The organism is Enterocloster sp. HCN-30185 (genome assembly GCF_037890305.1).
Taxonomy (GTDB): Bacteria; Bacillota; Clostridia; order Lachnospirales; family Lachnospiraceae; genus Enterocloster.
Genome location: NZ_JBBKBT010000002.1, coordinates 21,374 through 33,639, shown reverse-complemented (window position 1 = coordinate 33,639; position 12,266 = coordinate 21,374). Strand labels below are relative to the sequence as shown.

Sequence of the window (12,266 nt, the reverse complement as noted above, 5' to 3'; positions counted from 1 at the left end):
TTTACCATCCTTTCATGCTTGACCGCGAAAACAGCCTGGGGCTGGAGTCCACTGCAAAACCGGTCTGTGCCGCTGCCTGGGTCCCGCCCTCGCCTTCGATTCCAAGTGATACTTTTCCCTCCGCCAGAAGCGTCAGGAATTTGATCGCCGCATTGTACCGGTTTAAAAAGTTCTTCTGTTCGGTCCCCTCATCAATGCCGATACGGGAAAACAGGTTATAGACTGCAATGTCCTTACTGAATTTGACAATATTTCCGGGAGGCTTGGGAAGCGGAACCGTATATCTCTTTGCGAGATACCCGTCGATCTCCCCATCTGCGTCCTGGATCGCCTGGAGGATCAGGGGACGGATCTTTGCCTCCCGCTCCCTCTCATCCTCAATATAGGCGTCGCCGATCAGGGCATCCAGCGTGTCTGTTTTCAGCATTTCCCTTACTTCTTCTGCGGTGCTGTACATGGCTGTTCCCCCTTACGCCTCGGTTCCATCACTGAAATATGCCATCTGCCAGAAGCCGAACCCTGCATTTCCCCGGCTGTCCACGCCATACAAAAACTGCTTGGAGAAAAAGACGTTGTCATCCGTTTCATTGGTCTTTGCCACGAACTTTGCAGGCTTTCTCTGCTGGTAGATGAGCGGCTTTACCGGGCGTCTGGTACATAAGAGATACCACTGAGTTTCCTGATCGGCCAGATCCGGCAGCACCAGGATCTCTGCTGTATCTTTCATTGTATTGGTCGTTCCCTCGATCTCATCCGCCTTGATGATCTTGCGCGCCGTGCTTTCCAGAGACGGCGGCACCACCAGAAGATCCGGGATCAGGCGCAGGGGACGGCCTTTGCTGTTGGTGATGGACATCATGGACGACCGTGCGGCTGCATAGCTTTCCGCCCCCAGCTTCTTCTTTCCTTTGTTGCTCACCGTTTTTTTGCCGATCTTATGGCTGTCTGAGAAAAAGGCCTGCCCGTCATAGCATTTTTCCGTGGTTCCCTTTTTGAGAAGGCCAAAGACCAGCTCATCCGGGTGCAGGGCAGCACTCTGTCCCAGCATCTGCACGGATGGGTTATACAGGCCGATCTTGTCATCCTCAACCGCCTCTTTTGGCAGCCCTACCGTCAGCTCAAAGCTTTTATTTTTAACCGTGTAATCGCTGGCCGTCAGGTTCTGGATCTCACGATCCCCGATCCATTCCCTCATTCCGGGGATATCCCCCAGCCATGCATAGGTTTCTTCCCCTGTTGTGGACGGAACAACGGTTGCAACCTTCTGGTACTGCGGCTCTGCCTCCGCAAACGCTTTATTGTAGATTGTATTGAAGCCCTGGTAAATCGCCCTCAAATTTGCGCCATTGATAACCATGTATGTAATCCTCCTTTTATGCTCCGGCTGTCACTGTAACGGCAAGCCCTGTTTCCACGGTGATCCCTTCCTCATCCACGGCAAGGACAATGCCTGCCAGGCTTGCGCCTGCCCCGGCATTCCCCACAGTCTGGTCATCCTCCATATAGCAGGGGCCCATCAGGTCTTTGACTGCCACCGGGTTCTCTGTGCTGTTTTCCCAGATAAATGTCCCCCTGGATACGCATACTACAGCGCCCCCGTCCGTTCCGTCCCGGTTGTCAACGGTTTCTTCCGCGCGTCCTGCTGCCTTTAAATTCTCTGCCTTTTTAGCCGGGACAGCATATCCGTCTGCTCCTACTGCTACCAGCGCCCCCTGATAGATCGTAACTCCTGCCTTAACAGGCAGTCCCAATGTTCTGGCCCCTCTTGCCACCTGGACCGTATCCCTTTCACTTGTCAATGCTGCCATGTCCTACCTCCCGTATGTTTTATAATCATCATCACTGATTCCCAGCTGCGCAAATACAGCCTTTGCCGCCCGGTCTAATCCCTCCGGGTGTGCGCCCTTTAAGACGGCTGCGTCTGTCGCAAACTGGATCTCCTCCATTGGCACCACCTGCGGGGCTTTTTCAACAAAATCCTTAAAGCCGGACGGATCCTTTAACGCATAGGCTGAGGCCCATTCCTTCTGTGCCGGTGCGATCTTTCCGGATTTAAGGGCCATTTCCACTGCATCATCTGCATCCCGTTTCGCCAGTTTCTCCTCCAGCTCCCGGAGCCTTCCTGCGGCTGTGCTGTCGATCCCTGATTTTAATGCCATGATCGCTGCGGCGGCTTCCGACGTCGGGGCGCCTGCTTTTAATCCAAGAAGGGAGCAGATGATCTTATTAGCGACTACCTTTTCCTCCTCCAGGTTAGTCCCTGCTGCCCCGTCCTCTGTTTCAACGCCGGAGCCCTCCTTCTTTTTCTGGTCAGGCGTGTTTCCTTCCCCGTTTCCCCCGCCGATCCTGTCCTCAAATGCCTTTAAAACATCTTCCTCGGATGCCTCTTCGGGCAGCCCTAACAATGCTGCCAGCTTTTTTAATAATGTTTCCATGCCGGTTCCTCCTTCTTTTTCGCCGTCTGATCCTTTATTTACTACTGCAAACATATGGTCGATCGCCGGTGTATTGGTCAATGCACCGGAGTGCATCACAACCGCCTTATTGTCGCTGCGCCTTACCAGGACGACCGGGGACAGATAGCGGTATTCCCGGTTCTTTAAATATTCCTTTGCCCTGGGAGTCCATTCTACCTTTGCGGCAATGGCATCCTCCTGGAGGATCAGATCCTTCACCCATCCTGCAGCCGGTGCCTGTACATCCTTTAACGTCTGGTGCTCATAATCGATCACAAGATCCAGTCCCCGTTCCAGAAACCGGCGGCGCATCAGGTCAAAGCTCTCCTGGTCTACCTCAAAGTCACCCTTTTCGCTACGGACGTGTCCCAGCGGCAGTAATTTGATCACTTCCGGTGCGTCTTTCAGCTCCACGCTTTCGCCTTTTAACTGGTAATACTCCATGTTCCAGTCCTCCTTGTCTTGTTTCCCTTCGCAGGACGGCGATTAACGCCGTCAATGCTGTTATTAACGCCCCTGTTCCATCTCGGACGGGCAATTTACCACCTGATGCCCTAAGTTGCCTTATTTTGCCGTTTAGCGGCCTGGGATCTGTAAGCCCGTTTCAGGGCCTCCGGGTATCCTTCCAGATCCGGCTTAAACGGACGTTTGGCCGGGTTATGCCGGAAGCTCGGATCCGGAAGGACCTGCACGATTCTGCCGTCCCCGATGTCCGCAGCCTGGGGCGCTTCCGTTTCGACCTTCAGCCCCCGCTCTTTGACCTGCCTGGCTGACAGCGTGGTGACGGTACAGCGGCACCGGAACCCATTGGGGGGATACCATGTATCCCAGACCGGGGAATCCGCCGGGAAAACCCTGCCGTCCATTGCCAGGTGCGACGGGCGGGTATGGCTGTCATTGACCGCGTCATACTGCCAGTACGGGCGCAGGCGCATCACATCCGGATCTGTCATCTGCTCATAATGGCCTGCCTGGTAGGCGGTCTGGATATTGGTCCGGAAAATGTTGTCTGCCTGGAAGGGGGTAAGCCCTTCATATCCCTGCCGCTCCAGGAACCCACTCATGGACTGCCTGAACTGCTCCATGGTGGTCCCGTTTTCCAGGGCGTCCAGCAGCTCGTCATAAAATTTTTTGATGATCTGGGCTTCCGTGTAGCCGGATACGGTAAATGCCAGGGCCCTGTAGTGGTCTGCCAGATCATAAAAGACACCGGCAGTCACCGGGACTTTTTTGTCAAAGTAGCTGACCGCTTCCTCAAAACGGAACTCCCCTCCATGGACGATCCGGCTGATCTCCTCATCACTCATGCTCCATCCCCCTGCCTTCCAGGTCTGCCAAAAGCATCGTACGAGCAAGCAGCTCCTCAAAGTCCCCTGCCCTCATATCCTTTAACAGGCCTTTCAATATGGTCTCGTTTTCGCACTGTGCTTTCAGTTCTTCCAAGCTCTGCGCATCTTTTACCATTTTTAAGACAGGGGCAAACATGGCCTTAAACGCCGGGGCGTTCTGCCGTATCGCCTGGTCTGCGATCTGGTCAATGCGTTCCTGGCTCCCTCCGCTGGGACTGGCCTTGAATGCCTTAAATGCAGCCGGCTGCGGATCGGTTCGCACCACCTGGGAGAACGGGACTGCTACCGGCTCCCCGTCCTCCGGCTTAGGGATCGCAAACTTCTTATACAGGTACGCAGTCGGGACCGGAAGGCCCACCTGTGATACCAGCGTGGAGATCACTTCCGACAGGTCTTTCAAGTTTTCGCTCTCCTCACAGTCAAAACGCAGGTATGGGATCCGGTCGTTCTCTCCAAAGTTGTAATACACCAGCGGGCGGATCAGGTCACGTCTCAGCGTGGTGGCTAACGCCTTGCAGTCTGCCACCGTCAGGTCATGGCGTACCTCATTGTGGGTCTTGCTCTGCGCGTAGCTGCCGCCTCCAGAGTCACTGGTGAGCGTCTGCCCCAGGATGGCCTTGCTGATCTGCTCATCGGCATAACGTGCCAGGCGTTCAAACAGATCGACCGAACCGGTCTTTTCTGTGGTGATGAACTCGATCTCTGTCCCGTCCGGGATAATGCCGGATGCATCTGCCCCGATCTGGCGCAGCGCCCGCATCAATGCCTTTTTATCGTCCTGGCTGGCTCCCTGGGAATATTTCCCCAGACGGAGCGGGATCCCGTAGACCTCACAGAAGCTCACCCAGTCCTTGACCGTGTAATTTTTAAACATATACATCCAGGATATGATCCTTAAAACGCCTGCCCTGGATGCATGCCCGCTTTTGGCCTTATACCGGTGTACCACAAATTTATTGCATGGGAGCAGGATCCCTTCCGGGCTGTCCTTCGTTCTGACCTTAAAGCTGTCGTCCAGGCTGTCCCAGAAAAAACGCTTCTGGTGGCGTGACCTCAGCTCTTTTATGACGGTTCTGCCATCCTTGAAGCCCCACATGATCTCACTGACAGCAAACCCCTTTCCGATCGCATCCAGAAGGTCGATCAGATCCTCTTCAAACCCTTCCAGGCTGTTTAAGGCCTGCTCCACAAAGTCTGCGATCTCCTTGTCCCGCTCATCATTGGGGTCAAAAGGGATCACCTCATAATCCAGGCCGGCCACCGCCTGCTTTCGGGTCTGTAACTGGCTGAACAGGTGGGGATCCTTCTCTTCCATCTCTTCAAACAGCTCGGACTGCCTGAGGACGTCCCCTCCATCCCCTTCCCGCAGGATGGATGCCAGCTTTTCCGGCGTCAGGCCGTTGCTGGGATAGTCGGAATATTTGTCTGTTACCTGGGAGGGGGACAGCTCCACCAGTTCCGGACGCCGGATCACGGCTTTCCCTTTGTTCTTTTCTTTCTTCCTGCTCATCTGCCTCCACCTCCTTAATAGGCCCCGGTTCCAAACCGCATGGAGCGGTGCTCCACGCTCTGATAGTCACCTGCTGTCCCGCCCTGTATGGCTAACGCCAGTTTGACCACCATCTCCAGGGCATCCGGCCCGTCGTCATTTTTCCCCATGGGATACTCGGACATCTGCTTTAACAGCGTCTTATGTCGTCTGGAAAATTTGATATACCCATTCTTTACAAAAGGCTGAAGGGACTGGATCCGGGCATCCTTGTTTTTTATGCTGTTGATCTCCTCGATCGGCAGGTACTCCCCTGCCTGCGCAGACCGCTGCCGCATGATCTCGGCAAAATAGGCCTGGAACTGGACCGTCTCCACTCCAAACTTTGTGTATCCCCGTCCATAGTCCCGTTTCATCCGCCTGGAGGTTTCCAGAGCATCGTCAATGATCTGGTCGGGCTTGCGCTTCTCAATATCCGCCAGCGCAACATACAGATACCCCGACCGTACATCCTTGGCAACGGTGATGATCGCACTGGTATCCGACTTCTTGTTTTTTCCCAGGGATGGGTCATTGCCGCCGACAAAGAGGAAACGCGGGTCGGAAAAGTCGGGCGGGATTTTCCCCTCATCGTCATAGTAATCAAACCACTCCTCGTTAAAAGCGCAGCTTTCCGGATCGATGGGGTCATTCTGGATCTCGGAATTAAATGCCGCCTCGCCGTCAGATACCCGGTCAACCATCAGCTTGTAATAGCTGTTCTTTTCCTCCCACAGCACTTTCGTGCCTTTCAGCATTTCGGCTTCGTTTGCCTTAAAAAATGCAAGGGCGTCTGCTTTATGGTCCGGGTTCTCCAGATCGGTATAGATGGCTTCCCATGCATCCCACAGCTGGGTATTTTCCGCAAACTGGATCACGCCCCGGTATTTGCGGGTATCGTACTCCGGGTTTTTGGATACGTTGGCAAGCAGGGAGTCAAAATGCAGCAGGGTCCCGATATACACAATGTCCGTATAGGTATCGCCTGCCTTGCTGACCGCTTTGTAATACCAGTTCCGCAGTTTCCTGCGCTGGTCCGGTGTGGCGACATTCTCATCATTCTCCAGATCGTCACACAGCATCAGGTCCGGCCTCCACTGTTTATGCTTCCGTCCACGGACTTTTTTACCGGATCCAATGGCTTCGATCTTCGTCCCGTTGTCAAATAAAATGACTGAGGACTTCCAGACTTTTCCCTTCTGGTTTCCAAAATCTTCCCGGATTGCACCGTTTTCCTCGATCTCGTCCTTGATCCCTGCCAAAAATCCTTCCGCCTGCTCGGAGCTGTCCGACAGCAGGATGATATAATGCTTGTATCCGTACAGGGATGCATGCAGGCTGTCCTTGAAAGTAAAGGTCGTGGTCTTTGCATGTCCACGGGGGGCCTGTATCGCCTTACGGCAGCCCTCCATGCGGGAAATGCGCTTTGCCTGTTCCAGGGGGTTCATCCCTTTCATCACCCCGTTTATCCACACCTCATCCAGTTCTTTGTGGAAAGCCGGTGACGGATTGACAAAGTAATGGGACAGATAGGCCCTGCCGAAATATTCCAGGTCAAAGGCAGCCAGCTGCCTCCGCAGCCCCTTTTGGCCGGTCAGCCCTGCCCCTTCCTGGTACAGCTTCCAGAGGCGTCTGCGCTCCCCCGGTTCGTTCCCGCCCCGCAGGACATACTTTTTAAAAAGCTCCTGCTGGTACGCTTCGTTGGCAGCGGCTTCCCTGTCTTCATCTGCTTCCAGGTGCTCAATAAACGCATTTAATTTATCCATCTTCCCTCAGTACCTTCTCCTTTGCCCGTAACAATATGCCATGCAGCTCATCCTTCAGCTCCGGATCCTGGCGGATCGCCGCCATCAGCTCCGTTTCCATCTCCTCAAAGGCAAGCTCGGCCCGTTTTTTCATATCCTGCCTGACCTTCTTCTCATAGGTCGCTGCCCGGTTCAGGCTTGCGATCAGACGTCCTGCCTTGTCAAGGGGCATTTCCGCAAAGTCCTCCTCCGCAGTGCTGACCCGCTGCATCAGGCCGTCCATCAGAACCATGCTGGCCGCTTTGGTATAATCCATATCCGGATGCGCCTCTACTGCCGCCGCGATCGCCTGGGTGCGCTGCAGGGTCTCTGCTACCCTCTGTGCTGCCTGGTTGGAGCGGATCGCATACCGCCCGATGGCGCTCCGGGAAACAGGATACCCCTCTTCCTTAAGCCATAAGGCAAGGTCCGTATAGCTGTTGGATGTGTCCATGAGCTTTGCATCCAGCTGGAGCCGGATCCCTTCCGGAAGCTTGTCCACGCTTCCACTGATGCGGGTCCTGCGCCGCTCCTTTTTAGACATCGACCCCAGGCTCCTCGATCGTACCCTCTACCAGATCCACGCCCTTTTTAGTCAGCTTTACCACTCCGTCCTTACGGTACACGTTGTAGGCATTGGCCCTTCGATCCGTAAACTCAATGTAGCCGCCTGCCTCCAGATATTCCAGATGTTTGGAAATATCCGGGGAATAGATCAGCCCGTCCGATACCAGTGCATTGGTGATCTGCCTTACCAGCATGGCGTTCTGGTTCCCCTTTGCCAGGGACCGGATGATATAGCCACGGACAGCCTTGTTCTTTTCCACTTCCAGCTCGTCCATGTCGTCTAAGATCGCCATTCTTACTCCTCCTTTCGTTTCTCCTGTGGACTGTTGTACAGCAGCAGGTCCAGCTTATCTTCCACCCGGTTCATGATCCGGATGAAGTCCTCCCTTGTGACATAGATCAAAGGCAGGTCTGCTTTCAGGTCATTCAGTTCCCTTCCCAGACGCCGGATCTCCTCCGCATTTTTCTGGTCATTACTTTCCAGGGAGGACAGGGTGCGTTTGATAAAAAAGCTCAGTGCCCCTACCACCAGCGTACAGATAAGGGAAGCGGCTGCTCCAATAACCGCAGTGATCTGTACCAGTTCCATGAAATCCCCCCTTATTGTTTCCCGCTGGCAGTTTTCAGCTCCAGTACCTTCCGCTCGATCAGGTTGGTCAGATATGTGTCAAAATCCCCCAGCTGGTCTGTGATCACCTGCTGTGCGGTGGGTGATACGCCTGACTTGATCTCGGCAAACGCCTGTGCTGCCAGTGCCTGCAGCTCCTCCCGATCCACTCTGCCGTCTTTGACTGCCTCCCGCAGCTGATGCGCCGTAGTCTGCTCGATCGCCCCCACGGTTACACCTGCCAGATACTCCGTATCATCCAGCGCATCCTCCAGCTGCTTGCGCAGCGCCTGGTCTTTGATCTGCGCCGTCTGTGCCTTGACCTTCTGGACAGCTGCATGGATGTAATAGACCGCATACGCGCCCCCCAGGGAGATCACTGCCATGGCGATGGATACTGCTGTAGACATTAACTGTGTCTGGATCGCTTCCATACTTCCTTCCTCCTTCTGCATAACAAAAAATGGCCACGAGCGTTCTGCTCATGACCACATTGTAATTCCCAGGTAGGGAACAATCTATATGAAGCACTTCTAAGAGTTTCTTCACAAACTTTTATTTTTTTGCATTTTCCTCTTGACAATAATAAGGGTTCAGGGCCTGGGGCAGATCCTCAAAGCTGATCTGACCCGGCACATCCCCGTCCCCGCAGATATAACGAACCCACCGCGGCGTCACCCCGTATTTGTTTGCAAGCTCCGCATGGTTATAGCCGTTAAACTCCTCACGGATTGCCTCATCCCTTACCGGTTTTAAAAGGCTTTCTGTCTTGGGGAAGTAACAGGTGGAGCCTCCAATGATCCGGGTAAGGCGCACAAAGTTATCCAGTCCGATCTCCTCCGCGATCTCCCGGTAGATCCCTTCGGGTATCATTGTTATTGTCAGCTTATCCTCTAACCGTTCCACAGCTCCACCTCTCTGTCCCGCCGGTCCTACAGACGCAGGATCGGATCTACTACCGTATCATAATAATCCTTTACATTATATGTTGTTTTCCCCTGCTCTTTGAGCCCGTTCATGTATTCCTTGGTCCCCACAGCGATCTTAAGGACCTTTGCCACCCCGATATGCTCCGGGGTGAACTTAACATCACTCAAAAATACGCTGATCGCCCGGTTCAGGTAATATACGGAATCATACCCCTGCAGAAGGGTGTCATATTCCTGTATTGCCTCCCGGACAAACTTCTTCCGGTTTAACCTTGGCTTATCCGGGGGAAGGATCCCCTTCTCCTGCAGCTCTTTTTTGACCTGCGCCCGTGCCTCCTTCTCCCTCCGCGTCATCCGCTGGTACTTCCTTTTCGCCATCTTCCTGTCCTTTCCTTTCTGCCATTTTCTTTAAGGCTTCGATCACAATGGAGCACTGCTCCCTTGTCAGCCATTCCAGCCGGTAGACCCGCACGGTATCCCCTTTGCCGAACAGCGACTGGATGAACCCCTGTATCCGCTTTGGGTTATCCGCCCATCCCAGTTCCTGGGTCAGACAGTAGATCTTGCGGCGCTGCGCAGCAGTTTCCGGCCTTCCCCGTCCGTAAGACCTCTGTCCGGCTGTCTGCTTTTTTCCCTGGTCTTTCTGGATCTCCAGGATCTGCGCCACCCGGTCCAGTTCCCCCTGGGTCAATGCCCTCAGGCTGTCTTTCCCCGTCTCACGCTCCACCAGGCTGTACAGATCCTCATCATCCAGGGACAGCTCCGGGGACTTGGCAAGCCCCCAGAGGGTACGGATCGACACCTTGGTTCCCTGTTTCCTCATACTGCCCCTTTCTCCGCACGTTCCAGCGTTTCCTTGTTCACATCGTACCAGAAGGTATCCTTCTGCTTCCAGGTAGCTCCCACCGCTGTGACTATATCCTTCCCATACTTCTTAAGGGCCTCCTTATCCACCTTTTCAGTGGTCACCACACACTCGGTCATTTTACGGCTGCGGAGCTTTTTGATCATCTCTGCCAGCTTCTCCGCCCCCTTCGGCAGACCGACGGAAGTAGAAAGACGGAAACCGCACTGGCCAAAGGTCAGATCCTTGGTCTTTTTCTTTCCCAGATCCTCCCGGTGCTCCTCCACAAACTCCTTGATCTCCTTCTCCAGCTTGCTGATCTGGTCATGGTGGGGCTGTGCCTCCTGATCGGCGATCATCTTGATCCCATTGATCTGCTTATTCATCTCCCCCACAATGTTCTCGATTGCGATCTCATTCTCCGCAATCTTCATCAGGTTCCTGTCCACGTCCGCCCAGGTCTTTAATGTAGGCTGATCCTCGATTCTTTTTCTTGCCATATCCATGTTCTCCTTTGTCATTTTAATTGTCAATCTGTTTGACCGAAAATGTGATATTCACGTTTAATTCCAGATCGTCAAGCGTGAATGTCAGATCAACATTATCGGTATGATTTTCTTTGCAGCATTCCAGCAGATCTGCAATGTCATGCATAAATTCTCTTGAAAAATCTTTGTCCATCTTGTCCTCCAAACTACTACAGTTTCTTTAACACCCTTAAAAATCTCTGAGAAGGCTTCCTTACTTTGTCCCAGTCGAGTTCTGAGCCGCAATATGGACAGCAGACATATGCCTTATCAACCCCGTAACCACATCCTGTACATCTGTAGTCTGGCCTCGTGGCTTCCGGAGTGGCTCCAAAATAGGCCACAATCTCCGGCACAACTACCTTAATCAAGCGTAATCTTCTCATTTGACACCTCCAAATCCCTAATTTGTCGGCTTTTCTCTTCTGTCTGTACTCTGTTCACAACGTTTAAAAAGCCTGTGAGCTGGGTGATCCGGTCATTTGCAATCCTGGCCGCTCCCTATTTTCCTACTAATATCCCGTTCAGACTCTGGACCAGCTCCAATTTTTGTTCCTGAGCCATGGGGAGCATATCAGCCTCCTTCAGCACCGCTTCTAATTTCCTGCACTCTTGAAGGTATCCTGCTTTCCTGCTCTGGCTCCTTTCCAGTTCCATGGTTAAATATTCCTTTAGCATATGTTTGCCTTTCCAAAACCTTAATTTTATCCGCCATCCCGGTACAATCACCGAAATGGTAGATGTCAATTCTGCATTTCTTTTAATTGCCTTTTACGCTCTTCTATAAAGTCGCTTAAATCCGCTTCTCTCAATGCCCTTGCTTCCTCTCCTGGTCTGTCAATCCTCACAGCTTTTCCGTCTTTACCAACCGCACGGCGTTCTGTTATAATCGGATGTTTATTTTTACATATGACAGCTTCCCTCTCCGTGTCATATGCACGTTTGCACAACGGGCAGTGATACCATATTTCTATATGTGCCATCTCATCCCCCCCTAAATCCTTGTGTACCGTGTCGGCTTTTTGGTCTCTGCCAGATACTCTTTCTTAGTAATCATCGTTACAAGAGAAGGGTCTATATGCATCAGCTGTGCTACAGACTCCAACATCTGCTCCCTCTCTTTTTCCCGTTCTTCACGGGTCATAAGTCCTTCCGGTTCATTCAGTGATACTCCCAGTTTTAAAAAGCACTCTGCCGGGTTTCCGTCCCGGTCCTGTGCAAATCCGGCACCGGCACCGATCCTAAAACAGTACACAACACGTCTTTTTTTCATGCGATCCTCTTTTCACCCCTTCTGTTCTTTTCCTTCCACTCTTGGCTTATATTCCCGTTTCCCGTCAAGATACATTTCCCTTGATTTCTGCTGTTTGATAAGCTGCTCCATGCGTTTTAATACGGCCCGGTTCGCACCATCGCGGAAAAACTCCGCAACCAGCTCATACCTCTGGTACAGGTCCTTATTATCCCTGCGTGTGATCCGGCTTCTCTGCATCTTAGTGGCAATCCTGTTGCGTTCTTCCTTGTTGGGGGCAAACTCCATTGCATGCAGGAGATCCTGCATACGCAGGTCCTCCTTCTGCACCTCCTTGGAAGCATCCTTGCAGATCGGCTCCATTGACTTGATCCAGTCTGAGAACTGTTCCAACCTCTCCGATGGATTCTCTCTTTTTGCCAT

At 53.0% G+C, this 12,266-nt stretch carries 21 protein-coding genes; all 21 read right to left on the bottom strand.

Annotated elements, in window-relative coordinates:
• Position 1 precedes the first annotated feature (1 nt).
• On the bottom strand, positions 2-457 hold the full coding sequence (locus WKT10_RS02455; protein ID WP_178302889.1) for a gp436 family protein: 456 nt from the start codon (positions 455-457) through the stop codon (positions 2-4).
• A gap of 12 nt (positions 458-469) precedes the next feature.
• Positions 470-1,357: a Mu-like prophage major head subunit gpT family protein gene (locus WKT10_RS02450; RefSeq protein WP_178302888.1), complete on the bottom strand. Its 888-nt coding sequence runs from the start codon at positions 1,355-1,357 to the stop codon at positions 470-472.
• Positions 1,358-1,373: 16 nt separating this feature from the next.
• A complete protein-coding gene (locus tag WKT10_RS02445; protein ID WP_178302887.1) occupies positions 1,374-1,808 on the bottom strand; it encodes a hypothetical protein in 435 nt (144 codons plus the stop codon).
• Between the two features lie 3 nt (positions 1,809-1,811).
• Positions 1,812-2,900, bottom strand: a complete 1,089-nt coding sequence (locus tag WKT10_RS02440; RefSeq protein ID WP_178302886.1) for a phage protease — start codon at positions 2,898-2,900, stop codon at positions 1,812-1,814.
• A gap of 110 nt (positions 2,901-3,010) precedes the next feature.
• Complete coding sequence (locus tag WKT10_RS02435) at positions 3,011-3,763, bottom strand: phage head morphogenesis protein (RefSeq protein ID WP_178302885.1); 753 nt, start codon at positions 3,761-3,763, stop codon at positions 3,011-3,013.
• On the bottom strand, positions 3,756-5,315 hold the full coding sequence (locus WKT10_RS02430; RefSeq protein WP_178302884.1) for a DUF935 domain-containing protein: 1,560 nt from the start codon (positions 5,313-5,315) through the stop codon (positions 3,756-3,758). The genes WKT10_RS02435 and WKT10_RS02430 overlap by 8 nt, the downstream gene beginning before the upstream one ends.
• A 14-nt stretch (positions 5,316-5,329) precedes the next feature.
• Positions 5,330-7,099 (bottom strand): phage terminase large subunit, encoded by a 1,770-nt coding sequence (gene terL / locus WKT10_RS02425; RefSeq protein WP_178302883.1) that lies wholly within the window; start codon positions 7,097-7,099, stop codon positions 5,330-5,332.
• Complete coding sequence (locus WKT10_RS02420; protein ID WP_178302882.1) at positions 7,092-7,661, bottom strand: phage protein Gp27 family protein; 570 nt, start codon at positions 7,659-7,661, stop codon at positions 7,092-7,094. Before WKT10_RS02420 ends, terL begins: the two co-directional genes overlap by 8 nt.
• Positions 7,654-7,977 (bottom strand): hypothetical protein, encoded by a 324-nt coding sequence (locus WKT10_RS02415; protein WP_178302881.1) that lies wholly within the window; start codon positions 7,975-7,977, stop codon positions 7,654-7,656. The genes WKT10_RS02420 and WKT10_RS02415 overlap by 8 nt, the downstream gene beginning before the upstream one ends.
• Positions 7,978-7,979: 2 nt before the next feature.
• On the bottom strand, positions 7,980-8,273 hold the full coding sequence (locus WKT10_RS02410; RefSeq protein ID WP_178302880.1) for a hypothetical protein: 294 nt from the start codon (positions 8,271-8,273) through the stop codon (positions 7,980-7,982).
• Between the two features lie 11 nt (positions 8,274-8,284).
• On the bottom strand, positions 8,285-8,725 hold the full coding sequence (locus WKT10_RS02405) for a hypothetical protein (protein ID WP_178302879.1): 441 nt from the start codon (positions 8,723-8,725) through the stop codon (positions 8,285-8,287).
• Positions 8,726-8,846: 121 nt separating this feature from the next.
• Positions 8,847-9,197: a Mor transcription activator family protein gene (locus tag WKT10_RS02400; protein ID WP_178302878.1), complete on the bottom strand. Its 351-nt coding sequence runs from the start codon at positions 9,195-9,197 to the stop codon at positions 8,847-8,849.
• 26 nt (positions 9,198-9,223) lie between these two features.
• Positions 9,224-9,574, bottom strand: a complete 351-nt coding sequence (locus WKT10_RS02395) for an addiction module toxin RelE (protein WP_178302877.1) — start codon at positions 9,572-9,574, stop codon at positions 9,224-9,226.
• The gene (locus WKT10_RS02390) at positions 9,498-10,043 is read right to left on the bottom strand and encodes a regulatory protein GemA (RefSeq protein WP_178302876.1); all 546 of its coding nucleotides are present in this window, start codon (positions 10,041-10,043) and stop codon (positions 9,498-9,500) included. Before WKT10_RS02390 ends, WKT10_RS02395 begins: the two co-directional genes overlap by 77 nt.
• Positions 10,040-10,564: a host-nuclease inhibitor Gam family protein gene (locus tag WKT10_RS02385; protein WP_178302875.1), complete on the bottom strand. Its 525-nt coding sequence runs from the start codon at positions 10,562-10,564 to the stop codon at positions 10,040-10,042. The genes WKT10_RS02390 and WKT10_RS02385 overlap by 4 nt, the downstream gene beginning before the upstream one ends.
• A 22-nt stretch (positions 10,565-10,586) precedes the next feature.
• Positions 10,587-10,745, bottom strand: coding sequence for a hypothetical protein (locus WKT10_RS02380; protein WP_178302874.1), 159 nt, complete (start codon positions 10,743-10,745; stop codon positions 10,587-10,589).
• A 16-nt stretch (positions 10,746-10,761) separates the two neighbouring features.
• The gene (locus WKT10_RS02375) at positions 10,762-10,977 is read right to left on the bottom strand and encodes a hypothetical protein (RefSeq protein ID WP_178302873.1); all 216 of its coding nucleotides are present in this window, start codon (positions 10,975-10,977) and stop codon (positions 10,762-10,764) included.
• A gap of 115 nt (positions 10,978-11,092) precedes the next feature.
• The gene (locus tag WKT10_RS02370; protein ID WP_178302872.1) at positions 11,093-11,248 is read right to left on the bottom strand and encodes a hypothetical protein; all 156 of its coding nucleotides are present in this window, start codon (positions 11,246-11,248) and stop codon (positions 11,093-11,095) included.
• Between the two features lie 86 nt (positions 11,249-11,334).
• A complete protein-coding gene (locus WKT10_RS02365) occupies positions 11,335-11,574 on the bottom strand; it encodes a hypothetical protein (RefSeq protein WP_178302871.1) in 240 nt (79 codons plus the stop codon).
• An 11-nt stretch (positions 11,575-11,585) separates the two neighbouring features.
• Positions 11,586-11,864 carry a hypothetical protein gene (locus WKT10_RS02360; RefSeq protein ID WP_178302870.1) on the bottom strand — a complete coding sequence of 93 codons (279 nt, stop codon included), beginning with the start codon at positions 11,862-11,864 and terminating at the stop codon, positions 11,586-11,588.
• Positions 11,865-11,876: 12 nt separating this feature from the next.
• Complete coding sequence (locus WKT10_RS02355; protein ID WP_178302869.1) at positions 11,877-12,266, bottom strand: hypothetical protein; 390 nt, start codon at positions 12,264-12,266, stop codon at positions 11,877-11,879.

Excerpts from the sequence above, each read along its gene's own strand:
- WKT10_RS02390 (WP_178302876.1), bottom strand. The coding sequence starts at position 10,043 with ATGAGGAAACAGGGAACCAAGGTGTCGATCCGTACCCTCTGGGGGCTT.
- WKT10_RS02435 (WP_178302885.1), bottom strand. The coding sequence starts at position 3,763 with ATGAGTGATGAGGAGATCAGCCGGATCGTCCATGGAGGGGAGTTCCGT.
- WKT10_RS02405 (WP_178302879.1), bottom strand. The coding sequence starts at position 8,725 with ATGGAAGCGATCCAGACACAGTTAATGTCTACAGCAGTATCCATCGCC.
- WKT10_RS02360 (WP_178302870.1), bottom strand. The coding sequence starts at position 11,864 with ATGAAAAAAAGACGTGTTGTGTACTGTTTTAGGATCGGTGCCGGTGCC.
- WKT10_RS02365 (WP_178302871.1), bottom strand. The coding sequence starts at position 11,574 with ATGGCACATATAGAAATATGGTATCACTGCCCGTTGTGCAAACGTGCA.
- WKT10_RS02445 (WP_178302887.1), bottom strand. The coding sequence starts at position 1,808 with ATGGCAGCATTGACAAGTGAAAGGGATACGGTCCAGGTGGCAAGAGGG.
- WKT10_RS02430 (WP_178302884.1), bottom strand. The coding sequence starts at position 5,315 with ATGAGCAGGAAGAAAGAAAAGAACAAAGGGAAAGCCGTGATCCGGCGT.
- terL (WP_178302883.1), bottom strand. The coding sequence starts at position 7,099 with ATGGATAAATTAAATGCGTTTATTGAGCACCTGGAAGCAGATGAAGAC.
- WKT10_RS02355 (WP_178302869.1), bottom strand. The coding sequence starts at position 12,266 with ATGGCAAAAAGAGAGAATCCATCGGAGAGGTTGGAACAGTTCTCAGAC.
- WKT10_RS02420 (WP_178302882.1), bottom strand. The coding sequence starts at position 7,661 with ATGTCTAAAAAGGAGCGGCGCAGGACCCGCATCAGTGGAAGCGTGGAC.
- WKT10_RS02455 (WP_178302889.1), bottom strand. The coding sequence starts at position 457 with ATGTACAGCACCGCAGAAGAAGTAAGGGAAATGCTGAAAACAGACACG.
- WKT10_RS02380 (WP_178302874.1), bottom strand. The coding sequence starts at position 10,745 with ATGGACAAAGATTTTTCAAGAGAATTTATGCATGACATTGCAGATCTG.
- WKT10_RS02385 (WP_178302875.1), bottom strand. The coding sequence starts at position 10,564 with ATGGCAAGAAAAAGAATCGAGGATCAGCCTACATTAAAGACCTGGGCG.
- WKT10_RS02370 (WP_178302872.1), bottom strand. The coding sequence starts at position 11,248 with ATGGAACTGGAAAGGAGCCAGAGCAGGAAAGCAGGATACCTTCAAGAG.
- WKT10_RS02395 (WP_178302877.1), bottom strand. The coding sequence starts at position 9,574 with ATGACGCGGAGGGAGAAGGAGGCACGGGCGCAGGTCAAAAAAGAGCTG.
- WKT10_RS02440 (WP_178302886.1), bottom strand. The coding sequence starts at position 2,900 with ATGGAGTATTACCAGTTAAAAGGCGAAAGCGTGGAGCTGAAAGACGCA.
- WKT10_RS02375 (WP_178302873.1), bottom strand. The coding sequence starts at position 10,977 with ATGAGAAGATTACGCTTGATTAAGGTAGTTGTGCCGGAGATTGTGGCC.
- WKT10_RS02450 (WP_178302888.1), bottom strand. The coding sequence starts at position 1,357 with ATGGTTATCAATGGCGCAAATTTGAGGGCGATTTACCAGGGCTTCAAT.
- WKT10_RS02415 (WP_178302881.1), bottom strand. The coding sequence starts at position 7,977 with ATGGCGATCTTAGACGACATGGACGAGCTGGAAGTGGAAAAGAACAAG.
- WKT10_RS02410 (WP_178302880.1), bottom strand. The coding sequence starts at position 8,273 with ATGGAACTGGTACAGATCACTGCGGTTATTGGAGCAGCCGCTTCCCTT.